At 58.8% G+C, this 26,326-nt stretch carries 11 protein-coding genes; 5 read left to right on the top strand and 6 right to left on the bottom strand.

The annotated features are described in order from the left end of the window. Positions 1-75: 75 nt before the first annotated feature. Entirely contained in the window at positions 76-744 is a 669-nt protein-coding gene (locus ISN74_RS03635; protein WP_229678981.1) for a TetR/AcrR family transcriptional regulator, read from the bottom strand. A 24-nt stretch (positions 745-768) separates the two neighbouring features. Here ISN74_RS03635 and ISN74_RS03640 point away from each other — a divergent pair, with 24 nt between their 5' ends. Further along, a complete protein-coding gene (locus tag ISN74_RS03640; protein WP_188797488.1) occupies positions 769-1,404 on the top strand; it encodes a glutathione binding-like protein in 636 nt (211 codons plus the stop codon). Positions 1,405-1,913: 509 nt separating this feature from the next. Next, a complete protein-coding gene (locus ISN74_RS03645) occupies positions 1,914-5,837 on the top strand; it encodes an autotransporter outer membrane beta-barrel domain-containing protein (protein ID WP_188797490.1) in 3,924 nt (1,307 codons plus the stop codon). Positions 5,838-5,927: 90 nt separating this feature from the next. Here ISN74_RS03645 and ISN74_RS03650 read toward each other — a convergent pair whose 3' ends face one another. Next, on the bottom strand, positions 5,928-8,012 hold the full coding sequence (locus ISN74_RS03650) for a M13 family metallopeptidase (RefSeq protein WP_188797492.1): 2,085 nt from the start codon (positions 8,010-8,012) through the stop codon (positions 5,928-5,930). Positions 8,013-8,154: 142 nt separating this feature from the next. Continuing rightward, positions 8,155-11,514 (bottom strand): GH92 family glycosyl hydrolase, encoded by a 3,360-nt coding sequence (locus tag ISN74_RS03655; RefSeq protein ID WP_188797493.1) that lies wholly within the window; start codon positions 11,512-11,514, stop codon positions 8,155-8,157. 407 nt (positions 11,515-11,921) lie between these two features. On the opposite strand from ISN74_RS03655, the gene ISN74_RS03660 reads away from it, so the two are divergent. After that, a complete protein-coding gene (locus ISN74_RS03660; RefSeq protein ID WP_229678983.1) occupies positions 11,922-13,388 on the top strand; it encodes a DHA2 family efflux MFS transporter permease subunit in 1,467 nt (488 codons plus the stop codon). Positions 13,389-13,425: 37 nt separating this feature from the next. Then, positions 13,426-14,196, top strand: coding sequence for a DUF899 domain-containing protein (locus ISN74_RS03665; protein ID WP_188797495.1), 771 nt, complete (start codon positions 13,426-13,428; stop codon positions 14,194-14,196). A 22-nt stretch (positions 14,197-14,218) separates the two neighbouring features. Here the strand turns inward: ISN74_RS03665 and ISN74_RS03670 are convergent, their stop codons facing one another. From ISN74_RS03670 to ISN74_RS03680, 3 genes are all read right to left on the bottom strand, one after another. Then, on the bottom strand, positions 14,219-18,010 hold the full coding sequence (locus ISN74_RS03670; protein WP_229678985.1) for a translocation/assembly module TamB domain-containing protein: 3,792 nt from the start codon (positions 18,008-18,010) through the stop codon (positions 14,219-14,221). An 8-nt stretch (positions 18,011-18,018) separates the two neighbouring features. Continuing rightward, positions 18,019-19,779 (bottom strand): autotransporter assembly complex protein TamA, encoded by a 1,761-nt coding sequence (locus ISN74_RS03675; protein ID WP_188797497.1) that lies wholly within the window; start codon positions 19,777-19,779, stop codon positions 18,019-18,021. Positions 19,780-19,924: 145 nt separating this feature from the next. After that, complete coding sequence (locus tag ISN74_RS03680) at positions 19,925-22,543, bottom strand: glycosyltransferase (RefSeq protein WP_188797499.1); 2,619 nt, start codon at positions 22,541-22,543, stop codon at positions 19,925-19,927. Positions 22,544-23,246: 703 nt separating this feature from the next. On the opposite strand from ISN74_RS03680, the gene ISN74_RS03685 reads away from it, so the two are divergent. Continuing rightward, the gene (locus tag ISN74_RS03685) at positions 23,247-26,315 is read left to right on the top strand and encodes a TonB-dependent receptor plug domain-containing protein (protein WP_188797501.1); all 3,069 of its coding nucleotides are present in this window, start codon (positions 23,247-23,249) and stop codon (positions 26,313-26,315) included. The last annotated feature ends 11 nt before the right edge of the window (positions 26,316-26,326 follow it).

Here is a 26,326-nt window from a genome sequence, read left to right on the forward strand (position 1 = left end):
CAAATCAGATTGCGCCATCAGGATAGACCACGCGACTACGTGCGGCGCTTTGAACGGAACGATCCATAGGCTTTTTTAGCCGGATGCGCAAATCATCTTCATGCCCGCCATGGCCGTTGCTCGCAGCGATGCTTTGGTGTCGCCGGCGCGCGAGCGCATGGCTAACGTGTGGATGATGGCCGATGCAAGTTTTGCCAACACGGCGGGCTTGGAGTCGGCTGGAATTTCCCCCCGCTTTTTCGCGACCTTGAAGCGATCTTCGAAGGCGTGATCGAATGTTTCCAGTGCGGCGCGAAGCTTCTCACGTACCTCGACATCATTCATCGCCTCGGCCAACGATGTGCCAATCAGGAAGCAGCCGTGCGCGTCGGCCTGAGTAGGAAAGTAACGGGCCAGTGCAAAGTCGCAAACCTTCATCAGGGCTTGTTCCAGCGGTATATCCGCCGCCAGTGCTTCCACCATCGCGTCATGGCTAACCGAGATGTAGCGGTCCATGACAGCTAGATAAAGCGCTCGCTTGTCGCCAAAAGCGGCGTACAGGCTTGGGCGGTTCATGCCGGTCGCCTCGCTCAGGTCATCCAGTGATGTAGCGGAGTAACCCTGCTGCCAGAACGTGTCGCGGGCGCTCGCCAAGGCGTGCTCAGGATTGTAGGCGCGCGGGCGTCCGCGAGGCTTGGGAGAAGTTTTTTGTACCATATCGTATAAAAAGATTGACCAAGGGTTATTTTGTTCAATATAGTACAAAAGCTATCTCAGGAGGCTTGCCGGATGAATCTCTACTTTTCCCCGCTGTCTTGCTCGATGGCCAGCCGCATTGCGTTCTACGAAGCTGGCGCTGACGTGGAGTTCACACGGGTGGACAACAAGTCAAAAACCTTGCCCGACGGCTCGGACTTCCTTGCCGTCAATGCGCTAGGGCAGGTTCCTGTCCTGCACACCGACGAAGGCGTGCTGCTGACCGAAAACACAGCCATCCTGCCTTTTATCGCCGATTGTTTTCCGGAAGCCGGATTGGCTCCCGTGACGCGATCAGAACGTGTCCGCATGCAGCAATGGCTGGGGTTTGTCAGTACGGAGCTGCACAAAGCCGTATTCACACCATTGCTTGATCCCAAGGCGCCGGAAGAGGCCAAGACCTATGTGCGCGCTAAAGTAGAGAAGCGCTTCGACGTCTTGCAGAAACATTTCGCCACCCATGAATTTCTGCTCGACCGCTTCAGCGTGGCCGATGCTTATCTGTTTGTAGTGCTCAACTGGGCAGCGTTCGCAGGTGTGAGCCTGGCGCAATGGCCGAACGTGGATGCTTACTTCAAGCGATTGTCTCAACGGCCGAATGTCGCCAGGGCACTGAGCGAGGAGATGCGCCTCTATGGTGAGGAGCGCTTGAAGCGCGCAAAGGCTTGAGCTTCCTCACGAGGTTTCATCTAAAGGGCCGCTCTATGCGGCCTTTTTTTTCACATGCGGTTGGTGTGACTTTATTCCATTGATTGCCCGTACTAGGGCTTCCGGTATTGAATCTATCGAGTAACTGGTCGATATTACGTAGGCGGTTAGGAAGTCGCGAAAGTTCATGTGAGTGGGGAGATGTCGGCGTAAGCACGCCGGGACATCGAATATTTCCCAGTCATCGTTCAGATAGATGACAAGCGTGCTCGCTATGCGTTATGTGAAGAAAGCGTAGACAGCATGCAGCAATGCCTATTCTTCTACATCTTTTGTAGCATTGGCATTCGGCTGATATTTAGCCATCTTGAGTTTTTCTATGTGACTCATTGTTTGGCAGCATCGAACTAACCTTAAACGTTGTCCAACTTGTTCGTCGTTTGTATATCGATATCTATGCAGATACCGGGGTGGATTACACCGCAGTCAACAAGCGAAGGATAGGTTGCAACCGTTGTGGATCGATGGGGATGCCGAATAAAAAAGAAATTCCTTGGCTCTACCTGCTTGGAGGCGGTCGCATGAGTGGCAGAGAGCGAAAGGCTTGCAGACTGCAATGTGCCATCGGCAGCACCGTCATGTATCAGGATTGGCGCAAAGGCGACAAGAACGATCACGTTGCGATGTGCATCAAGGGGCATCTACGGGATCGACTTCGTTTGGCGCCGCTTTATACGAGCCTGCTGATGATCGGACTGGGTACTGTCCTGAGCCACGCAAGCGCTCAAACGATCAACCTTACAACCGCCAATCCAAGCTATGCCCTCAGCGGAGATCAATCTGTTACGGCAATCACTGTCGCTAATGGTGTAAACGGTACGATCGCTGGTTCTGGTTACACGCTTACTTACTCAGGTGCAGCAACAAAATTCGCGCTTGGAGGTACCGCTAGCGGCGCAAATCAGACTCTGAATATGTCTGGCTTGACCAATTTTATTTTCGACAATCCTACGCAAAGGTTCAGTGTCGGAGGGCAATTGATCGGTAGTTCCGTGACGGGTAGTGCCTCGGGCACCTTGACGTTGGCTTCAGCTGGCAACGTCATTACGACGTCTTCGTTTGGTGTTGCTGATGTGGGCCGAAGTATCAGTGCGACAAATAACAATACAGGCACGCTGAATCTTGGGCAAAGCAATACGATCAATGCCAACACGATTAACATTGGTGCCAATCAGTCGACAGGCACCATGCAGTTCGCGAGCGGAATAACCAATGGTTCCCTGGTGCTTCGTGCTACAGACGGCAGCAGCGCAGTGGCGAATTGGAACATCGGTACGGGAGCGTCGAGCAATTACACCGGTACGTCGGCTACTGTCAATCTAAGTGCTGGTACGTTGGATGCGCTAGTTACTAATGTGCTGATTGGGCAGTCGCTTTACGGCACCGTGAGCAACAGCGCTGTCGGCACTCTTATTCTTGGAAACGGTACGCTCGACGCTACGTCTGTCATCGTAGGGCAGAACATGACCACCGAAAGCGGTGCGGGTCGCGCAACGGGTACCCTGACAATAGGTAACGCCACGGTCGCAACACAAACGCTGACACTGGGTGATCATCCTAATTCGCAGGGTTCAGTGACCGGGATCGTTAATTTGAATGGTGGTGCGTTGCTTGCGCAGACCATTCAATCTGGCGCGGGCACCGCTACGCGCACCTTCAACTGGAACAACGGCACCATTGGCAACTATGCCAGTGGCGAGAATATGACAGTGTCCATTCCTGGTATCACTTTGGCCGGTGGTGGCGCGCAGATATTTGATATCGAAGGCGCCGGCGCTAATGCTACGGTGAGTTCCGTATTGAGTGGCGCGGGTGGGTTTACCAAGAACGGTGCCGGCATACTCACGTTGACAGCAAGCAACGCCTACGCAGGTGGTACCACGGTGACCAGTGGGCTGATTAATTTTGCCGCTTTGTCGAATTTTGGCACAGGCAACATCACTCTCAATGGTGGCGGTTTGCAATGGGCAACTGGCAACCGGGTCGACGTCTCTGCGCGCTTGAATCCGCTGGGCGTCAACGGTGCCACATTCGATACCAATGGCAACAATGTGACCCTTGCCGGAAATCTTGCTGGCGCAGGCGGAAGCCTGATAAAGAATGGCGCAGGTGTGCTGGTTTTGACGGGGACTAACACGTATGGCGGCGGTACGCGGATCAATGCCGGTACGTTGCAGCTTGGCAACGGAAGTACGACAGGTAGCATCGTCGGCAATGTCATCGACAACAGTCAGCTGGCCGTCGTCCATTCCGATACATTGACTTTGTCCGGAGTGATTTCAGGTAGTGGAAGCTTGGCTCAGTCCGGAACGGGAACCACCATTCTCACAGGCAACAATACGTATACCGGTGGAACATTGATTGTCAGCGGCACGTTGCAGCTGGGCGATGGTGGTACCAGTGGCAGCGTCGTCGGCGCAATCATGGATGGAGCAGGCATTGCGAACGCGGCACTGACGATTGATCAATCGAGCACAGTCACGCTATCCGGAAGCATCTCAGGATCGGGTTCATTGAACCAGATCGGTACAGGCACCACGATACTCACCGGCACGAATACGTACACCGGCGGCACCGCCATCAGCGCTGGTACATTGCAGCTTGGCAGCGGTGGCACCACTGGCAGCATCGTGGGTGATGTCACCAACAACGGCACGCTGGCGTTCAATCGTTCCGATACCGTCGTCTACTCCAACATCATCAGCGGCACCGGTGGTTTGACGCAGTTGGGTCCGGGGACATTGCAACTGGAAGGTGCTCAAACCTACACAGGGCCGACCAACATTTTGGGTGGCATCCTGGCCGTCGATGGTTCGATTCAATCGGACACCACGACCATTGCATCCGGTGCGACCTTGTCCGGCTTCGGCGATCTTTATGCTGACGTGATCAATCAAGGCACGGTGTGGCCGGGCAATGCCATCGCTGGCGACACAAACTACGGCACGCTCACCATTCATGGCAACTATGTCGGGCAGGGTGGTGTACTGGCGCTCAATACCTACCTTGGTGGCGACGGCTCACCTTCGGATATATTGGCCATCGATGGCGGCGCCGCGACCGGTATCACCGGTGTGATCGTGCACAACACGGCTACAGCTGCCGCCGAAACCAGTGGTGACGGCATTCTGGTGGTTTCCGCGATCAATGGTGCTACGACTGCGACGGATGCCTTCAACCTGATTGGTGAGACACGCAGCGGAGCGCTCGACTATCGATTGTTTCGTGGCAGCGTGGATGGAACGAGCCCAGACAGTTGGTATCTGCGCAACGAGTTCACAGTACCGCCGGAACCCCCCGAGCCGCCTGAGCCGCCAGTGCCACCCGAACCGCCGCTCCCGCCGGATCCACCACCTGAGCCACTGCCGCCCGGCGTCTATCCCATCATCGGGCCGGAGGTTGCTACGTATGGTGTCGTGCAACCGGTGGCCCGTGAATTGGGAATGCTTACGTTGGGAACCATGGACCAACGCATCGGTGACAGTGCCTTGATGGCGTCATCGTCGGCAGGCACGGATCAGGGCCCTTCTGCGTGGGGACGTTTGTTCGCGACCAACATCGACAACAGTTATCGCGCGTTCGCGGCACCCCAGGCGAATGGCAATCTTTATGGCTTCCAGACGGGTGTAGATGTCTGGCAGGGTGAAACGTTCGCCGGTCATGTCGATCGTTTTGGTGGTTACGTCTCTTACGGTCAGGCTGACATCAGTGTGCGTGGTCTGGTGACCAATGAAGAGGCCACCAACTACGCGATGCAGCACACCGGTGACCTGACCCTGCGCGCGACATCCGCAGGTGCTTATTGGACACATGATGGACCCGGTGGCTGGTATCTGGATGGCGTGGTGCAGGCCAGCACCTACAACGGCGCCGCCACGACGGAAAATACGCGCCTGAACACGAACGGCGTCGGCTTCATGGGGTCGTTGGAGTTTGGTTATCCGTTCTCGCTGCCGCAATTGGGTTCGAGTTTTGTACTTGAGCCGCAAGTGCAGGCGATATGGCAGCACACCGCTTTCAGCCCCAATGACGACGGTTTGGGCGAGGTGAATCTTGGCAGCACCAATGGCTCGACAGGTCGTGTTGGCGTTCGCGGCAAATGGCAGTTGACGAGTGCCAATGGACAGCTGTGGGAGCCGTATGCTGCGCTGAATGTCTGGCGTGATTGGGGTGGTCGCAGTACGACGGTGTTTGGCGACTCAGCAGGCGACGCAAGCACCGCACCACTCGTGCCGCAAGCCAGTCGTGCCGAGCTCGATGGTGGCGTCACCGCAAAGTTGCTGACTCGCTTAAGTGTTTACGGTTCGATGGGTTACGAGCACGAGCTGGGGACTTCGGCAAATGCCAAACGCGAGGGCTTCAATGCCAACGTGGGATTGCGTTATTTGTGGTGAGTGATAAAGCGGCGTCGTCGATCCGTGGTAACGAAAATAAAAATGGCCGCACTCGTAGAAGTGCGGCCATTGGTTTTTGAATCGGCGTTCTTACCAGATCTTCACGCGATCATCCGGCGCGAGATAAAGCTTCTCGCCGGGCTTCACGCTGAAGGCGTCATACCAGCCATCGATATTGCGCACCGTGAGTGCACGGAAGTTGGCCGGTGCATGCACGTCGGTGGCGAGACGTTGGCGCAGCGCGGCGTCGCGGATCTTGGAACGCCATGCCTGGCCAAAGGCGAGGAAGAAGCGCTGATCGCCGGTCAGGCCGTTGATCACCGGAGCAGGCTTGCCGCCGAGCGACTTGTGATACGCCGCATAAGCCACGGTCAAGCCGGAGACGTCGGCGATGTTTTCGCCCAGTGTCTGCTGGCCATTGACGTGGATGCCTGGCAGCGCTTCATACTGGTCGAATTGCTTGACCAGCTTTTGCGTGGCTGCCTGGAAATGTGCGGCGTCTTGTGGCGTCCACCAGTTTTCCATCTTGCCTTGAGCGTCGAAGTCCGCACCGGTGTTGTCGAAGCTATGGCTGATCTCGTGGCCGATAATGGCGCCGATGGCACCATAGTTGGCAGCCTCATCCGAGTTCGGATCGAAGAATGGCGGTTGCAGAATCGCGGCGGGGAAGTTGAGGGCGTTCTGCAGGGGCAGATTTACCGCGTTCACCGTTTGCGGCGTCATCCACCACTCACCGCGATCCACGGGCTGATGCAGCTTGGCGAGCTGGTGCTGGTATTCGAGTGCGACAGCACGTTCGTGATTGCCCACTGGATCGTCTGTGCGGATATCCAGCGAGCTGTAGCTGCGCCAGGTTTCGGCATAGCCCACGCCCACGCGCAGGGTTTCAAGTTTTTCCTTGGCCTTGGCGCGCGTCGCGGGCGTCATCCATGCCAGCGTATCCACGCGATCGGCGAAGGCAGCAATGATGTTCTTCACCATCTCTTCCATCTTCGCTTTAGACGAAGCCGGGAAGTACTGCTTCACGTAGATCTGGCCGACAGCATCACCCAAATCCCTGTTGGTCGCGGCAACGGCGCGCTTCCAGCGATCCTGTTGCTTGGGTGTGCCTTGCAAAGTGGTGCCGTAGAAATCGAAGTTCAGATCCGCATAGGCTTTGGGAAGCAGGGGCGCTGCGCTGTCCAGAGCGTGATAGCGCAGCAGTTGCTTCCAGGTTTCCAGCGGTTCACTGGCGACGAGGGCAGCAAGGCCGGTGGTGGCGGAGGGTTGCCATACGTCGATGTGCGTCTGGTCGCCCAGGCCCGCGGCCTTGAAATAGGCGGTCCAGTTGAGTCCAGGCGCCTTCTGAGCAAAGTCGCTCATGCTCCACACGTTATTGGCCTTATGCACATCCTGGCTATCGACCAGGCTTTCCTGCGCCTGCGCAATCTTGGTCTCGAGCGCAATGATCGACTTGGCTTGCGTTTCGGCATCGGGTGTGCCGGCCAGCTTCAGCAGCGAGGTGACATAGGTTTGGTATTTGGCGCGCGCGTCCACCATCTCCTTGTCTTGCGACAGGTAATAGTCGCGGCTGGGCATCGCGATGCCGCCTTGCAGCAGATATGCCATGGCATGCGACGGATCTTCCAAGCCTTGCGTGACGAACAAGCCGAACAGGTTTTCGGTCGCGAAGTTGGTGTCGTTGATCGGGTCGACGTCCGCACGTTGCTCGCTGCCTAGCACGCTGGCGAGATCATCGCGCGTCTTTATCGCGTCGATCTGGTCGAATTGCGACTTAAGCGGAGCGAGGCCGTGCTTTTCGATGCCCGCTTCATCCATGTAGGCCGCGTAGTAATCGGCGATCTTGCGTTCGTTGCTGCCGGGTGCGGCATGGCCTTGGGCGATGTTGCGGATCAGCCCGGCGGTACGCTTCTCGGCCAGCTCGTAGACCTGCAGGAAGGTGCCGGTGCTTGAGCGGTCGGCAGGGATCTGCGCTGTCTTCAGCCAGTTGCCGTTGGCGTAATCGAAGAAATTGTTGCCAGGCAACACGGTGTGGTCGATGCCCTTGAGGTCAATGCCGATAGCCGGCCCGCCGGCCTTGGCGACCGGTGCGCCATCCATGGCAGCGGGAGCCGCTATCAAGGTAGTGGCGCTGCCAAGCACCGCCGCCGTAAGAATCCATCGAAATCGCTGCATGGCGAACACCTCTATGTGGGACTAAGTAAGTCACGATAGTGTGCCACTGCAGGCTTGTGAGTATGACTTTTGGGCTAGAGCTCATCCATACGGCTTACTCCCCCAAGGTACGTGGGGGAGTAAAGGCGCGCAACGAATGCTCTCAATGCCCAAGCAATTCGATCTCGGCTAGCGCGGTCGGTCCGCTGTTATCAAAACGCAACCGGTAATACGTGTGTCCCGCTGGCTTGCCGATACCGAACACGCGTGTCTGCCGCGCCCACGGAAAATGTTCGTCTTGGCGGGCATCCAGTACGGTCCAGTGTTGTCCGTCGTCGGAGGCTTCAAGTTTCCAGTTGGCAGGCGCTGGCACATGCGTGCCCGACGTAAGCGTGTACATGGCGACGTTATGCGGTTGTGGGAAGTGCCAGCTCACGACTGCCTGCGTGCCAGGCAGTTGCGCTTCGGTGTCGCTGGTGTGATCGAACAGCGCGTTCAGATCGGGCATCGCAGGTTCGCTGCTTGCTTGGCCTTGTCCCGGGCCGGCCAGATCGCGCAGCGGTGACGGTTTGCCGGTCGTGGTGAGCGAAGTGGGGACGGCCTGCGTATCGCTGCCCCAGGTCGAAGGTTTGGGACCCATGGTGAAATCGAGGGTCGCGCCTTGGGCCAGCAATTCATGCGGCAATGTCAGTTTGTTCCAGGGCTGACCGTTGATGCGCAGGCTTTGCACGTAGCGGTTGGTGTCGCTGACGTCCGGAGCATTGATAACGATGTGCTTGCCATTCTCCAGCGCGATATCCATATGCGGGAAATACGGCGCACCGATCACGTATTCCGGTGTGCCCATGCGCAACGGATAGAAGCCCGCGGCACTGAACAGCCACCAGCCGGACATTTCGCCGTTATCTTCGTCGCCCAGATAACCCTGGCCGATGCTGCTGCCCAGATACAACCGCGACAGCACATCGCGCACTTTGTCCTGCGCTTTCCATGGTTCGCCGGTGTAGTCGTACATGTAGATGATGTGATGCGACGGCTGGTTGCTGTGGCCGTACTGGCCCATACGCACTGCTTGCGCTTCGCGCATTTCATGGATGGGCGAGCCGTAGTCGCCGACATGGTAGACGCCGGGCGTGGCGAAGAACTGGTCCAGTTTGGCGGCCAGGGCTGCGCGGCCGCCGTACAAGGCGGCGAGGCCGGCGCCATCCTCCGGTGCGTGGAAGGCCATGTTCCAGGCATTGGTTTCGGTGTAATCACCACCCCAGGCCAGCGGATCGAATTGCTGCTTGCTCACGCGCCAGTGACCTGCCGCATCACGGCCGACGAAGAAGCCGACGTCCGGATCGAACAGATTGACGTATTCCAATGCGCGGTTCTGGAAGTAAGCGGCATCTTCCGTATATTGCGCAGCGTACGGATCTTGCGCATCGTGCTGGGTGTTGAGTGCTTGGGCGAGATTGCCGATGGCGAAGTCAGCGATATAGCCGTCCATCGACCACGACAGACCTTCCTTGATGCCGGTGTCGGTATAGCCGTTGAAGATCGAGCGCTGCAGGCCCTTGCGTCCGGTGCCCTTCAGCGGGCTGACCACGGTGGCATCCTTCAGTGCCGCTTGATAGAAGGATTGCACATCGAAATTGTGCACGCCTTTCAGCCACGCATCAGCGAAGGCGACATCGGCGCTGGTACCGACCATCAGATCGGCATAGCCGGGCGAAGACCAGCGGGCGATCCAGCCGCCATCGCGATATTCCTGCACGAATCCATCGATCATCTCGCCGGCCTGATGCGGCATCAGCAGCGCGTACGCTGGCCAAGCGGTGCGATAGGTGTCCCAGAAACCGTTATTGACGAACACCTTGCCGTCGACGATGCGCGCGCCGGTATGGGTGGGCGTGTCCGCGGCAACTTCAGGCGAGAACGGGCTCGCATATTGATAGACCGGATGCGTCGCGGTGCCGGTGTTCTCGTAGGCCGAGTTGGGGTACATCAGCATGCGATAGAGATTGGAATACAGCGTGACCCGCTCGCCCTGGCTGGCACCTTGCACTTGCACGATACCGAGCTGCTTGTCCCAGATCTGCTGCCCATGATTACGCACATCGTCGAAACTTTCGTTCGGTGCGATTTCCAGTTCCAGATTGTGCTTGGCTTGTTCCAGGCTGATCAGCGAGGTGGCGATGCGCACGTTCACGGTTTTCGTTTTCGAGGTATCGAAGCCGAACCATGCGGTCACGTGGTCGCGTCCTTCGCCCGTCAGCCGTCCGCTTTCGCTGACGGGTTGGTCGACCACGGCATAGAAGAACAGACGGGTGGCGCCAGCGGATAGGTCACTTTTTACGTCGGAATAGCCGCTGAAACTGCGATGCGACGGGTCGAGCGTAATCCCGCCCTCGGCCGTACGATTGTCAAAAATGAGCTGTCCGCGCTGGCCGGGGAAGGTGAAGCGCAGCATGGCGGCGTGGTCGGTCGGCGTCATTTCGCCGACGATGCCGTTGTCGAAGGTCACCTTGTAGTCATGCGCATGCGCGATTTCGTTAGCGTGGCTGAAGCTAAGTGCGCGCGCTTCACGATTGGCACTGGGCGCGCCGCTGGCCACTGCGGCGGGCATCATCTGGAAGGTCTGGCGATCGCCCATCCATGGACTGGGTTCGTGCGAGAGCGAGAAGGCTTCCAGCCGCGGCCGGTTGTTGGCGTCGTTGCGTGACTGGTATTGGTACATCCAGTCCGAGCTGGCATCGGTCACCGGAACCCAAAAGTTGAAGCCGTGTGGCAGCGTAACGGCCGGAATATTGTTGCCGCGCGAGAACACAAAACCGGCGTTGGTACCACGCAAGATGTTTACGTCGTCGCTGGGATGCTGGTTGACCGATTCGCCGACAGCCGGGCCGATACGCAGGTCATCGAGGAAACCTTCGAAGTGCGCAGCGGGGCCGTCATGGATAAGTACGATTTTGCGAATCCGGCGCCCGGCGACAAGCTTGCCGATGTCGATTGCCAGCCTGTTCCACTGATTCACATACACCGTACGACTGGCGCCCAGCGCATGCGCGTTGGCGGCGATGCGGTGCTGATCCTGCGCATTCAGGCCGGAAAGGCGGGAGCCGTCGTCGAAGATCAGGTCGATGGACACGTAGGTGGACGGATCGTCTAGATCGTTGGCGACGATGCAGGGGAACAACATATAGGAAAGCTGTGTATCGGCCTGCACCGGCAGATCCACATTGAAGATGGCGGCCTCCTGCTTGCCGCCGCTCGTGCCCTGATAATGGAGCGATTGCAAGCCCGTGAAGCCGACGCCGGGTTTGGCGCTATAGGCATCGTCAGTCGAAGGACCGCCGGCGACATTGACCTGGAACGAGGCGCCCGCGGCACCGGCCACCGGCGCAGGCTCGCCCTTTTCGAAGGATCGGTAGAAAGTGTCGTTCTGGTTTGCAAAGACGGCCGTGGTAAACAAGGCCAAGCTGAAGCAAAGCAGTTTTCGCTGGAAGCTGACTGCGGTAGAACCTGGAGCCGTGTGCATCTGTTCACCCCTGTCGGGCCGTGCCGTGCGCGGCCGCCATGCGTCAAAGGCTTGATTTGAATCGATCTAAATCAGAAGTGTCAAACCGCACTGCAGCACGGTCGGTATGGCTTTAACCGTGTATCGGGCATGGTGGCTGCGGTAAAACGTGGGGATCATTGCGAGTGCCATGCTCCCAATGTGATGTAGCCACAGAAGAGTGGCATCTCGCCTCATCGTCATCCCGGCTTTCGCCGGGATGACGATCGGTTTGATGAACGTTCGAGGCAACTATGCGGCTGTATAGGTACGGCAGTTCGAAGTTTGCAGTATTGATCGCGAGTGCGGCTGTCGATTTTCCCAACGGCCATTCGACGTAACCACAAGGACGCCGGAATCGTCCTGCGATAAACCTTTCTGGAGCCATCATGACGCACGTGTCTGAAACACAAGCCTCCCACGTTTCCATGCATCCCGATCGCCGCTGGCTGGCCTTGATCGTGCTGTGCATGGGCGTGCTGATGATCGTGCTCGATACCACCATCGTTAACGTGGCGCTGCCCTCGATCAAGACCGATCTGAAATTCGGCGACACCGCGCTGGCGTGGGTGGTCAATGCCTACATGCTTACCTATGGCGGTTTTCTGTTGCTGGGCGGAAGGCTGGGCGATCTGTACGGACATCGCCGCCTGTTCCTGATCGGCATTGGTGTCTTTACGTTCGCATCCCTGGCTTGTGGCCTGTCGACCACGCAGGCTGCGCTGGTGGTGGCGCGTAGCGTGCAGGGCTTGGGCGGCGCCGTGGTTACGGCGGTGGCGCTTTCGCTGATCATGGATCTGTTCACGGACCCGGCCGAACGCGCCAAGGCGATGGGTGTCTACGGATTCGTTTGTGCAGGCGGCGGCAGCATTGGTGCGATGCTGGGCGGTGTGCTGACCAGTAGTCTCAGCTGGCACTGGGTGTTTCTCGTGAACCTGCCGATCGGCTTTGCCGTGGTGCTGGCTTCGCTGCGCTTGTTGCCGGCGGCGCCGGGTACGGCGACTTCGCGGCATCTGGATGTATGGGGCGCGGTCACGGTAACCGCTGCACTGATGCTGGCGGTGTACGCCATCGTCAACGGCAACCAGATCGGTTGGCTGTCTTCAGGCACGCTTGGTCAGCTTGCCGTGGCTGCGGTGTTGCTGGCGCTGTTTCTGTGGACCGAGGCACGCGTGCAAGTGCCGTTGATGCCGCTGCGTCTGTTCCGGCTGCGCAATCTGGTGGTATCGAATATCGTCGGTGTGCTGTGGGCGGCGGCGATGTTCGCGTGGTTTTTCCTGTCGGCCTTGTACATGCAACTCGTGCTTGGTTATGGGCCGATGGAAGTGGGCTTGGCATTCCTGCCGGCCAACCTGATCATGGCGATGTTTTCGCTGGGTATTTCAGCCAAGCTGGTGATGCGTTTCGGCATTCGCCGGCCACTGGCGGTGGGACTGGCGTTTGCAGCATGCGGACTGCTGCTGTTTTCGCGGGCTTCGGAACACGGTCATTTCCTCACCGATATTCTGCCCGGCATGCTGATGCTTGGTGTCGGTGCCGGTGTTGCCTTCAATCCCGTGCTGCTGGCAGCGATGAGCGATGTCGGTCCGTCGGAATCGGGGCTCGCTTCCGGTGTGGTGAATACGGCTTTCATGATGGGTGGCTCGCTGGGTCTGGCGGTGCTTGCGAGTCTTGCTTCCTGGCGCACGCAAGTGCTGGCAGCGGCTGGCGGCAGTCAGGCATTCGCGCTTACTGGCGGCTATCAATGGGCCTTTCTCGTCGGCGCTTGTTTTGCGGCGCTGGGCGCGCTGCTTGGCGCGTTGCTATTGCGTACACGTCATGCGCCGGCCGGCGAACAGCCGGCAATTGCGCATTGACTGGCAGTTTCGGTATCTGAGTGTCATCGGAGGCACCATGAAACACGAAGTGACATCGCGCGAAGCATGGCTGGAAGCGCGTCGTGCTTTACTGGCCAAGGAGCGGGCGCATATGAAGCAGGGTGACCAGCTCAATGCGGAGCTGCGAGCGTTGCCGTGGGTGAAGTTGGAGAAGTCTTATACCTTCGATGGACCTTCTGGCACGCTGACCCTTTCAGACTTGTTTGCCGGCCGCAGCCAGTTGTTCGTGAAGCATCACATGCTGGGCCCCGGACAGCAGCATCATTGCGTGGGTTGCGCGTTGGAGGTCGATCACCTCCAGGGCATTCTGGTTCATCTGCAGAACCATGATCTCTCGTATGTGGCGATTGCGCGTGCGCCGATCGAGGAGATCGAAGCCTTGCGGCAACGCATGGGGTGGCAGTTCCCCTTCGTATCGTCGTATCGCAGTGACTTCAATTACGACTTCCATGTGTCGTTCACGCCAGAAGCGGTGAAAGAAAAGAAGGCGTTCTATAACTTCCGCGAAAGCGATCCTGGCGTTGAGGATCTTTCCGGCGATAGCGTGTTCTACAAGGATGAGGATGGCGACATTTTTCACACGTACTCGGCCTTTGCGCGGGGCTGCGAACGTTTTCTCGGCATCTACGACTTCCTTGACGTCAGCCCTAAAGGACGCAATGAGCATGGCCCGTATCACGGCCTTACCGATTGGGCGAGGCCACATGATATGTACGGCAAGGGCGGAACGATCGAGCCAATCGGGCGTTATCACGCTCAGACATGCACCTGCTCAATGCATCGATAACCACGTCAGCCGATAATATTGTTTATTTCTCGATGCGGTAATTGAGGCTGGCGCGATTAAAATCCGTGGCATTCTGCGCCTCGAAATTCCAGCGCCTGCTGAGGCGATAGCGCAGGGTGATCACCTGTCCGGGTTCGAACAAACCCACGCCATAGCTGAGATAGAGTCGCGGCGACAGATACTTGCCCACGGTGAAAGCGGAGCCGCCATTTAGCGCGTCATTGCTTGATACGCCGATATCGTCGATACCAAGCTTGCTGCCGATACTTTTGGCCAGCAGATTGCCGGTCGCTGAGCCAAGCGCTTGCGCTGCGGCATTGACCATACTGCCTTCGCCGCCTTTCACTTGTGAAAGTGGTTTGCCGGTAACCAGGTAGGACAGCGCATCCGATTGATCCATCACCGGGTTGGAGAAGACTGTGAGTACGGGACGCTGTGCCGTGCCGGTGATCTGCAAACCCACCTGCTGTCCCTGATCGACCGTCGCAGTGGGTGTGAGGCTGCGCAGGGCGCGGATGTTGAGGCCCGGATTGTCGATAGGCGTGCTGGCGAACAGCAGCAGACCCTGCTGGATTTGCAGATTCTGTCCGTAGGCTTTGTATGTGCCATTCACCGCGACCTGGCCTTGGCCAGTGGTGCTGCGTCCCGGGCGCTCATCCACGGTAAGCACGCCGCTCAAGTGCCCATCGAGACCCATGCCGACCAGATGCGCGTGTTGTCCCAGATCCACCTTGATCGAGGCGGTGATGGGTGTGGACCCGCTGTTGGCCGGTTGTTGCGGTTGATCGACGATCACGACATCGGGCGAAGCTTTGTTGGTACCGCTGCCGGGCAGCTTGTCGAGATTGACGTCGGCACTGTCCAGACGCACCGAGCCAGTCGCGTTGATGCCTTGCGCGTCACGCCGCACCAGCACATCCGGCGAAATGGTTACCTTTGCCGCGGGAATGTCGACGGCGGTGAATGCGTTGCCTTTCAGCGTGATGCTGGTGGGTGTCTGTGTATCCAGTCCGGCCACGCCGTCGATGGTCAGAGCGCCTTTGCCCGATTGCACGCTGCCGCGGATGTTGAGCTGCCGGGTATCGGCCGCACTGACGATGAGTTTGCCGTCGGTGAGTTTGAGTCCCGCGTCCGGAACTTCCGCGGCAAAACTGTCGACGCCGGCCTGTCCCGTGATGGATGGTTCCGAAAGCGTCCCGCCCAGCTTGAAGTCACCGTCGAGGCGCCCTTTGACATTGACCAACGCGTCGGTGAACAGATTGATGAAGCCAAGATTATCCAGGTGCAGGCCGATTTGTCCGGCCAGCGTTTCCTGTGCTCCGGTGATGCCGATCTGTCCATCCAGTCGTCCGTTGCCATTGAGCGCGGCGCGCAGGGTGATCTGCTGATTGCCAGGCGACAGCGCCGCGTTCAGGGCCAAGCCGGTGTAGCTGAGCACCGGCTGTTCGGGATGCTCGTTGTAGGTGAAATGGCCTTGTGGCGAAGTGATGGATGCGTTGCCGGTAAGGCTGCCGGCAGCGTTGCGGCGGATCTTGCCGTTGCCTTCCAACGTGCCTTCCGCCCTGAACGGAAGATTGGTGCTGCCGATTGCATCGACCACCAGCGTCAGTGGTACGGCATGGAGCTGGTAGCTTGCATCGAGATTGCCAGCCTTGTCGTAGTTACCGCTGAGGCAGAGCAACGGATCGCCTGCAGTGAGGCACAGCTCGGACAGACTGGCGCTGCCGTTGTTCCAGCCAAGACGTGTCGCCTGCTGCAGACGCCAGCGCGGCAAGCCGGAAACATCCAGCGAGAGCGACGAAAGCGTGCCGTTCCAGTTTTCACCCTTTAATGCGCCGCTGAGTGCCAGCGCGGCAGAGAGCTGCTGGCCTTGCGCATCGAGGGCGAGCTGATGTTGTGCTGAGGTGCCTTGGCCGCGCAGGTTTATTTGCTTGAAGGCGAGGCCGCCCAATTCGGCGCCAGTGGCATCCAGTTCCAGTTTTCCGCCCGGATTGCTGATGTCAGGTACATCGGCCTGCAACTGCAATTGATTGACGCGCTCGTCCTCCCAGGCCAACGATTGGCCTTGCAGCGTGCCATTGACGGCGAGCTTTGGCAGCTTGCCACGAATCCGGAATTGGCCGTCCAGCCGTCCGCCTGCTTGCGGTAACCAGTCGCTCAGCGATGCGATGGCGAGTGTCACATCCGCATCGTTGCTGTTGCCGGGGCGTGCAGCCATCTTGATCGTGCTGTTTGCCGAGGCGAGATCCAGCGTGCCGTCGACTACCTCATTCGGTGACAGGTGCAGATGGCCGTTGCCGCGCAGATGACGTTGCCGCAACTGGCCTTCCAGTTTGCGCAGGTCCAGCGTGACATCCGGTTGATCCTTGATCCATTTGCCTTGCGTACCAAAATCAGCGTCCAGCAGACCTTGCCAGCCCGCGAACAACTGGCCGGGATCGAACTTGCTGGCATTGGCTTGGAGCTGCCATGCCAGCTCAGGTTGCAGGGTCAGCGAGCCGGTGGCAGTGAAGTTGCCTTGCGGTTGGCGCAGGGTCAGTGCATGCAATTGGATCTGCTGCGACGTGCCGTCGATATTCAATGCCAGTGCCGCAAGCTTGTCGGGTGGTCCGATGCTTACGTCGCCTTCGGCGTGATAGTGCTCGGCGCTGCCGTTTGCGGCGAGATGGCCGTGGCTGCGCAGTTCCTGGCCGACCCATTCGGCAGGGAGCTGCAAATCTTTCCAGTCGATGGCGAGATCGGCGCTGACCGGATGCGCATCCAACTGCACGGTGCCTGATGCGTTGAGCTGGCCTTTCACTTGTGGCGAAGCCAGTTGCAAGGTTTGCAATGTGAGTGTGCTGAAGTTTTTGTCGAAACTGGCCTGCAGCGGTTGTAGCTGCAGACGATAGTCGTTGAGATCCACTTCACCCGTGATGCTGCCGCTGTACTGGTCACCGCTGCCTTGCAGGTTCGCTGCAAGGCTTGTCAGCGAGCTGCTGCCGAGCAATGGCTTGGGATCGAACGCTGGTACATCGAGTTTGGCCGTCCAGGCGTTGTTCTTGCGCTGATCCAGATTGAGCTGCAGTTGCCCAAGCATGGGCTCGGTCAGGGCGAGTTGCAGCTGCGCGTTGCGGCCGTCGCTTTGCGCATTCAGCGTGCCGGCGTATTGCGTTCCGTCGAGGTTCCACGACACCTCCGCATGGCCCTTGCCGCGATAACTCCGCCCGATGCCGAGCTGCCCGTCCATAGCAATGTGACCATCGGGCGCGTGCAACGTCAGGCGCGTCACACGGAAGCCGCGATTGGTCCAGCTGCCGGCGAGGTCGAGTTGATCCGAGGCGAACAGCGGCTTGCCGCCCTGGGTGATGGTCACCGGGCCAACATGTACCTGATCCAGCACCAGCGCCAACGATGGCTTCAGCGAAAAGCTGCTGGATGAAGACGATTCTTCCTGGGACTTGGGTAGTGCGACATCGACGCGCTGTACACGCAGGTCGAGCACGTGCAGCCGCTTGTAGAACAGAGGCCAGGGAAGCCAGTTCAGATGCGCGCCGGTGACACGTACGTCGGTGCCTTCACCGTCGTCATAGCGTAGTGACCCGAAGTCGAGCGGCCCCATCAGGCGGCCTTGCGCATCTTGCACCTGCAGTGCACCGTGCGTCAGGCGTTGTGCCTGACCAAGCGCGAAGCGCAAACCGCTTTCCGTGCCGAGCAACCAGGCCAGGCTGCCGACAAGTACGACGATAATCAGCAACACACCTAATCCCAGCGCGCGAAGCCAGCGGCGGCGAGGACGGGGTGGGCGAGGAGTGGGCTGTGTAGGAGTATTCACGATATGCCTCACAGATCCGGCCCGATGACCAGGTGCAGCTCCACCCCATGTCGTTGCGCATCGTTGATGGGCGTACCCACATCGACGCGAATCAGGCCCACCGGCGAACGCCAGCGTACACCCACACCCGTACCAATCTTCGCCTGGACGTTGGTGCCATTGTAGGCATTGCCGGCGTCGACAAAGGTGGCGATGCCCCAGCGTGGCGTGAAGTAGTGTTCCAGCGTGGCGCTGGCGATAACCATGCTATCGCCGCCGATCACACGTCCGTAACTGTTCTGCGGACCCAGCGATTGGAACGAGTAACCGCGAATGGATTGATCGCCGCCGGCGAAGAAACGTAGCTGCGGCGGAAGCGCGTCGAAGTCGTCAGTCCATACGTGACCGAGACTGCCGCGCAGAATCAGACGGTTGTTGCGCCAGAACGCTCGGATCCATCGCGCATCGACCGTGATCTCGCTGAAGCGCGCCGAAGACAGCAGGTCGCCCGCGGTGCTACGCGCATCGATGCTTACCGACCAACCGCGGCGCACGAAATCGAAATTGTCGGCCTGCTTGCGCACCAATGAGCCTTCGGCATACACCAGCGTGCTGCTGCCGTGTTCCACGCCGGGCGTACTCGCCGGTTCGTCAGGCGTCTTGCCGACGGTGAAGGTGCCGGTAAGCGCATGCACGCCGAAAGTGCGAACCCAGCCGCGCCAGATTTCGCTTTCGTTGGCGACCAGTTCCAGCGTGCGCGATTGCGAGGTGATCGTATTTGCATCGCGGTAGGTGGCGCCGAAATTCAGGCTGCGCTCGTTGTCACCTGACAGAGGAATGGTGTACTGGCTGGTGACCGTTTTCAGTCGCTGCGCCAGCACAATGTCATTCTTCCACTTGTGGCCGTACCGGTTCACCCAGCGTCGTTCCATGCCGCCGCGCACGCCAACGCCGGTGTCGGTGCCGACAAACAGGCCGCTGGTATAGATGGTGCGCTTGGCGGGTGCGAGCTGCACATCGATATCGACAATGCCGTTCTTGGCCGTGTCGAGCTGCGGCATCACGTTGACCGCCGAAAAGTAATCGGCACCATTAAGTGCCTGCTGGAATTTCAGCAGTTGATCCTGATTGAAGTAATCGCCGGACTTGAACGGTACGTAGCGGTCAAGAAAGCCCGGGCGAAACTGCGATCCATCGAAGTGCACCTGCCCATAGCGGTAACGCGTGCCCACATCCCAGGCCAGGTGGATGGCCGCGCTATGTTCGCCACGATTCACCTCGACGCGGTGTACGGTAAGGCGGGCATCGAGGTAACCATTGGCGGTAAGCGTGCCATTCAAGCCGTCGCGCGCTTGTTCGTAGGCACCGTCGTCCAGCCGCTTCCCCTTCAGGCGTTCAATGGCGCGGCGGGCTGTCTTGATCGGCGCCAGACTGGTTGCCGTGCTATCGAGCTGGACATCGACCGACGTCACGATCACCGGCTGGCCCGGCGTGACATGCAGGGTGACACGCCAGCCCTTATCGGTCTTTTCCAGTTTGCCGCTGGTGTGCGCCTCGTAATAGCCATATGGCTGCAGTGCGGCGCCAACTTGCGCATCAGCGCGATCGTAAAGCCGCTGCACCTGGGCTTCGCTGATATCGCGCGAGGCGTATTGCGAGAGGTTGACGCCAGCGACCACGGCGGCTTTGAGTTCGTCGTCCACGCCATCCACGACAAGCTGCACCCCGGCATGACTCAGGGCGGGGATCAGCAACAGCGGGAGCAGGCATAGGCGACGTGTCCAGCGCATGCGTTAGGGTTCCATCCTCTTCTTGGCATCGCAAGTCGCAGCTTAGCGAGTCGTGGATGGATGGCGCATTAAGCCTGTTCTTATTTTGAATGACGTGTTTTTCGCGTTTGCCTCCTCTCCCCTGTGGGGAGAGGGCTTAGCGCAATCAACCGGCTTTATCGCCAGACTTGTGCGCAATCCACGCGCCAATCATGGCGGAGATATACGGAATGGCCTGTGCAGCCAGGATGAACATCCATAGCCGGCCTTCGGCGAAGTGCGAGGCGGTGCTGCGCGCCATGCCGAGGATGCACAGTACGAGCGCCAACAGCATCAGCATTTCCTCGCGCACCGGCGCGAAGGCGGCGAAGTTGCTGCCACCCAGGCGGCGGCTCTTGGCCGTCACCACGAACGAGGTCTTCTCGCGCGTCAGGCCGTGCAGGATGCCGCGCGCGATGGCGTGGCTGAGACCCATGCTGGCGATGGACGCCATGATGGTGTCGTACCAGCCGCATGGTACGCGTGCGCGGTACAGCACGAAGCCGAAGATGGCCTTGGCGAAGAAGAAGCCGATGATCGGGATCAGGAACAGCTGCATCGGCAGGCTGAAGACTTGCGGCAGACCCACCATGCCGGCGGTCCAGAAGATCGCCATCAAGGTGAAGATCAGGTGCAGGGCGTCGGCAAACCAGCTGAACCAGCCGGTGAGGAAGTGGAAGCGCTGGCCGGCGGAGAGCGGGCCTTTCTTCGTCATCCAGCTCCAACGGCCCTTGAGGATCTGCATCGCGCCGAAGGCCCAGCGATAGCGCTGGCTCTTATAAGCCTTGAAGTCGGCGGGCGTCAGGCCCTTGCCCATCAGCTCGTCGACGTAAACCAGCTCGTAGCCGGCGTGCATCAGGCGCAGGCCGAGTTCGGCGTCTTCGCAGATGGTCCATTCCGACCAGCCTCCGGTGCCTTCCAGCGCGGAGCGGCGCACCATGGTCATGGTGCCGTGCTGGATGATGGCGTTGCGCTCGTTGCGGTGGTGCATGCCGATACGGAAGAAGCCGTCGTACTCCCAGGCGGTCATACGGCGGAAACGGTTGTGCTCGAAGTCGCGATGCGCCTGCGGGCACTGCACGACGGCCACCTTCGGATCGTGGAAATAGCCGGTGAGGGCGCTCAGCCAGTCCTTGCGCACCACGTAATCGGCGTCGATCACCGCGACCACGTCAGCCTTGGGGGTGGTTTCCTTCAGGCCGAAATTCAGTGCGCCGGCCTTGAAGCCGGGCCACGGCTCCAGGTGGAAGAAGCGGAACTTCGAACCCAGCTTCTCGCAGTACTCCTGCACCGGCTTCCAGATCGCCGGATCCTTGGTGTTGTTATCGATGACCAGTACTTCGTAGTTCTGGTATTCGAGCTCGGCCAACGAATCGAGCGTGACCATCACCATCTCCGGCGGCTCGTTGTAGCAGGCCAGGTGGATGGAGACGAACGGCTGTTTCTCGACCGGATCCGGCGGCAGCAGATCGGCGTGGCGCATCCATTTGCGCCGCCACAGCACTTCGGTGAACTCGAAGCCGTTGATCAGCAGGATCGCCAGGATCGCCACCTGGGCTGGGAACAGCAGCACCAGCATGCTCCAGTCGATCCAGTCCAGGTAGAAATTGAAGGGTAGGGTGACCGACCAGACGATCAGGCCGCAGGCCAGCTGGATCAGCACATCGAAGAACAGTCGCCCGGTCACCTTGAAGCGGCTGAAGCGGATGCCGAACCAGATCATCGGGATGATCGCGAGCAGGCTGGCGGCCAGCGCCTTCCACGGCCAGCCGGTGTCTTCCGTGACCGGGCCGGTGAACGGGAACTTCAGCTGCCGGTCGGCGCTGAATACACCCCAGTAGGCGCCGGTGCGGCCTTCACCGAGGTTTTCCTTCCACGGCTGGTCGAAGGCTTCGAACAGGTAGTAGTCGACGTTGTTCTTCTGTGCCCAGATCATCCATTCGCGGTCGAAGATCGCCTCGTTGGAGATCGACGGATAGGCGCGCTCGCGGCGGTCGCCGTTGGACGGCCAGCCGACCTCGCCCACCACGACGTGCTTGTTCGGGAAGCGGGCCTTGATCTGCTGATAAGCACCCACGGCCGCCTGGATGGCCACCGATTTCTGAGGGTCGCTGGAGACCGGGTAGCCGTTCCAGAAAGGGAACAGGTGGATGGTGATGTAGTCCACGTGGTCGGCCAGCTGCGGATACTTCAGCCAGATGTAGTCCGGCTCGGCGATCGAGACCGGCTGGCGGATATGCGCGCGCGCGCGATCCAGGTAGACGATCATCTTGTCGACCGGCAGGTCGTTGCGGAACAGCACCTCGTTGCCGACCAGTACTCGGTCAATCGTGTCTGGATAGCGGTTGGCCAGCGCGATCAGCGCGTCCAACTCCTTCTCGTTGTTATCCAGCCGGGTGTCGATCACCGTGCCGGCCATCACCTTCAGCCCCTCTTTCTGGGCCAGGCGATAGACCTGCGGGTTCTGCAGCGTGGAATAGGTGCGGATGCGGCCGGTGTAGTGGCGCAGCAGCTTCAGATCACCGTCAATCTGGTCGTCGTTGGGGAAATCCTGGTTGAACGGGTTCTGATAGCGCTGGAACAGCGACACCGCGAAGCCGTTGATCTGGCCGTGCCAGTCCTCTGGACCGTGCGGGAGGTTACCCCACCACCACAGGCCGATGTTCAACGCGGCGACCACCAGGGCCAGCAGGATGGCAGTGAAAATCGACGGCCTGGTTTTGGGTTGGTTGGGTGTCGCGCTCAAGAAAATCCCCGTTAAGGTGGCCTCTTTCGAGGCACATGAAGCTCGCGGAGCTTAACCAATTAACGGTAGTCGGCTCAATAAATTGCGGTTGGAGCGGTCAGCGCGAGGTCAGGGCTGGCGTGGGTACGGGCCGGGGATGGCCTTTCTTGGTCCTGATCACGGTGACGCGGGGCCAGGCCCCGGGGTCGTTCGAGGATAGCCCATGGGAGTGAAATGGGTTTGCCTGCGAAGGTGCTTCCAGCGGAGACGACCCGTCACGCGATGCTTGTTATGGCTCATCGTGGCGATGCGCTGCGGGCTTGGCTTTTGTTCCATGTCGATTTGAATCTGTTTCATTCGTCATGCTGTTGATGATGCATGAACAATGTTTGTGTAGGTTGTCGCTGCAAAAGCACGATGCCATGGACGCGCTGTCGTGATGACGTTGACCGCATTGAATGGCTCACTATTCGTAATTCATTGCGCACTTCATTCGTAATGAATTACGCGTGGTTCCATTTTCGCTTATTGCGCGTGCGCATACATGACAAACGGTTGGATGTTATTGCCGTATTTTGCGTAGATAGGTACTACACGCCTTTATGCGTTATCGCTATCTTTCGGAATAGGGGAGGGGACTGGATTCTTTTAACTTTGTTAGGGGAGTCCGGCGCATTGGCGCGAGCAATGAAAAGGCTCGCGCGACTGACAATCGGGGAAAGTCATGAACGCTCAGCAGCGGAAACTGTTGTATGTCGTGATTGGCAGTGTGCTTGCAGGAACCTTGGGCGATGCCCACATCGCCCAAGCTCAATCCACGACAACAAGTACGACGACACAGACGTCTGGTCCTTCGCCGCAATCCACGTCGACAGCACAGAGCGGCGATCAATCGCAGGCACCAAGCAGCACGGCGCAAGCCAAAACGCTGAAAACCGTGACCGTAACGGGTTCGCTGATCCGCAGTGTCGATGTGGAAAATGCGCAACCTGTTGTCACCATCACGTCGGAAGACATTCAGAAGCAAGGTTTTGCCACGGTCGGCCAATTGCTGGCCAATCTCACCTCGGCGTCCACGCCTGACATCAGCAAATCCGATCCGTATGAGTCCGGTCCGGACGTGGGTGGTACCTATGTCGATCTGCGTAATCTCGGCGCGACACGCACGTTAGTGCTGCTCGATGGCAAGCGCGTGGGTACATCGTTCGATGGTTACACCAATCTCGACACGATCCCGACCGCGATCGTCGATCACATCGACGTGCTGGCTGATGGTGCCTCTGCCATTTACGGCTCCGATGCGATTGGCGGTGTGATCAATATCGTTACGAAGCAGAACTACAACGGTGCTGAGCTCGATACCTACAACGGTAAATATCTCCCGGGTGGCGATGGCGACCAAGGGCAATACAGCCTGCTGTTCGGCAAGACCTTTGCGCATGGGTCGCTCGAACTTGCCGCGCAATACCAGAACCAGAATGCCATCAGCGCAGCGGATCGTCCGTTCAGTGCCTATCCGGAGACCAGCAATTTTCCGTATAACAACTTGGCGGCGTACGGGGGGCAAGGCCAGTACTCGTTTGATGATGTCAATTGGAATGTGCTCAATAACGGAGGCAATCCGCAGAACATCAATGACTATCATCCGGTGCAAGCAGCTGTTACGGGGCCCAATGGCGTCGTCACCAATCCGGGTGATTACGCCAACATAAATCCCTATGCGGACCTGATGAGCGCGACGAGCATGAAGAACATATTCGCGCAGGGGCACTACGACTTCCTCAGTAACCTCACCGGGGACTTTACGGCCGGCTTTAACCAGCAGGCGAACACAGCCCAGATGGCCGGATTCCCGCTCACCAGTTCGGGATTATTCTCCGAGCAGTACCCGCAGTACACGGGGATGCAGCTGTCGGCGAATAGCTATTACAACCCCACCAATGCGCCGGGCCAGACACCCACTGCACTGTATTTTCAGCGTGACGTGCTGGAATATCCGCGCCTGAATATCAACAAGGTGGAGAACTATCGCTTCAGTCTTGGCGTCGAGGGCAACTTCAGCATCGGCGAGCACTTGTTCAACTGGGATGCTTATTACTGGGATACCCATTATCAAGGCACCATTCTGGACACCGGCAATTTCTCCTTGCCGAATCTTTTCAACGCGCTTGGTCCTTCCTTCCTGGCCTCAAACGGCAGCGTCGAATGCGGTACGCCGGGTAATGTCATTGCCGGTTGCGTGCCGTTGAATGTGCTCGCATCGCGCTACACCCCCGCGATGTTGAATTACATCGTGGTCAACGGTTATGAGCACTACGGCAGCTCGGAAAAGGGACCACAGATCGATTTGAGCGGCGATCTGCTGGAATTGCCGGCCGGTGACCTGACCTTTGCGGTGGGTGCGTCACATCGCAACCTCAATGGCTATGACACGCCGGATGTACCTTCCGCAGAGGGCCTGACCACCAATCTCGCCGGCCAACCTACGGCTGGTGGATACAACGTCACCGAAACCTGGGTCGAGTTCAATGTGCCGCTGCTCAAAGATTTGCCGATGGCGCAATCCTTGAGTCTAGACGTCGCCGACCGCTTTTCCCATTACAGCAACTTCGGCGGCACGAATAACAGTCAATACAAGCTGACCTGGAAGCCGATTGACGACCTGATGGTTCGTGGCAGCTACGGCACCGGTTTCCGTGCGCCGACGGTGGGCGATCTTTACGGTGGTATCTCGACGACCTATCCGTTTTACAACGATCCCTGCGACGTGGTTTACGGTCTTGCTCGCTACAACTCGACGGTTGCTAAGAATTGTGCGAGCGGTATCGGCGGGCTGCCTGCTTTGAATCAGTCGGCGTTGAACGCGGCTGGCTTGGGCAACGAGTTCCCCAGTGGTTTCATGCAGGAGCTGGCGCCGGGGACTCCGGTGATTTCTCCCGGCGGTTATCCCGTGTACGCACCATTCACCCAGGGCGGCAACCCCGACCTCCGGCCGGAAACCTCCAGGAGCGCGCAGTTTGGCGTTGTTTACAGCCCCAGCTATCTGACCGGCTTCAATGCCACGGTGGATTACTTCCACTACATCGTGCGCAATGTCATTTCGCTTATCACCGATAACCAGGTGCTCGACAATTGCTACGCGCTCAGCATCGTCGCCGATTGTCAGTTGTTCCAGCGCACAGCAGCGGACGACTACCAGGTAAGCAGCCTTTTCATGGGGGAGCAGAACCAGGGCTGGATGAATGTCGCCGGTTACGATGTGGACCTGTCGTACAAGCTGCCCAAATTCTCCTTCGGGCAGTTCACGCTCGACTCCAAGTCCACTTACTACACGCACAACAATAGTGAGCAGTATGCCGGTGCGCCCGTCTCGTATAACAACGGCTTGAGCGGCTACTGGCGGCTGCGCTCCAACTTCACCATCGGCTGGGACTATCGGAACTTTGGCGTGCAATGGACCTTGCGTTACTACTCGCCGCTCAAAGAGCCATGCTATGACCCAGGCGCTTCGGCCTTCCCGTGCACTTTGCCGAATTACTACATGCCTGGCGTAGGCATTGTTCCGGTGACGCAGATGCCATCGGTGACGTTCAACGATGTGCAGGTGTATTGGAACACGCCCTGGAACGGCACGATTGCATTGGGTGCCAACGACATCTTCAATCGCTTAGGGCCGTATTCCTACGGCGGGTTTGTGGTCAGCTCGATCAACAATGTCGACTACCAGTACAACTACATGCCGTCGTATGACTACGGACGGTTCGTCTACTTGCGCTACACGCAGAAGTTTTGACCGTCGCAACC

The sequence above is a fragment of the Dyella caseinilytica genome (assembly GCF_016865235.1).
GTDB lineage: Bacteria > Pseudomonadota > Gammaproteobacteria > Xanthomonadales > Rhodanobacteraceae > Dyella_B > Dyella_B caseinilytica.

What these genes read in the sequence shown, in the direction of transcription:
- ISN74_RS03660 (WP_229678983.1), top strand. Translation starts at nt 11,922, where the DNA reads ATGACGCACGTGTCTGAAACACAAGCCTCCCACGTTTCCATGCATCCC.
- ISN74_RS03655 (WP_188797493.1), bottom strand. Translation starts at nt 11,514, where the DNA reads ATGCACACGGCTCCAGGTTCTACCGCAGTCAGCTTCCAGCGAAAACTG.
- ISN74_RS03640 (WP_188797488.1), top strand. Translation starts at nt 769, where the DNA reads ATGAATCTCTACTTTTCCCCGCTGTCTTGCTCGATGGCCAGCCGCATT.
- ISN74_RS03675 (WP_188797497.1), bottom strand. Translation starts at nt 19,779, where the DNA reads ATGCGCTGGACACGTCGCCTATGCCTGCTCCCGCTGTTGCTGATCCCC.
- ISN74_RS03665 (WP_188797495.1), top strand. Translation starts at nt 13,426, where the DNA reads ATGAAACACGAAGTGACATCGCGCGAAGCATGGCTGGAAGCGCGTCGT.
- ISN74_RS03685 (WP_188797501.1), top strand. Translation starts at nt 23,247, where the DNA reads ATGAACGCTCAGCAGCGGAAACTGTTGTATGTCGTGATTGGCAGTGTG.
- ISN74_RS03650 (WP_188797492.1), bottom strand. Translation starts at nt 8,012, where the DNA reads ATGCAGCGATTTCGATGGATTCTTACGGCGGCGGTGCTTGGCAGCGCC.
- ISN74_RS03645 (WP_188797490.1), top strand. Translation starts at nt 1,914, where the DNA reads ATGCCGAATAAAAAAGAAATTCCTTGGCTCTACCTGCTTGGAGGCGGT.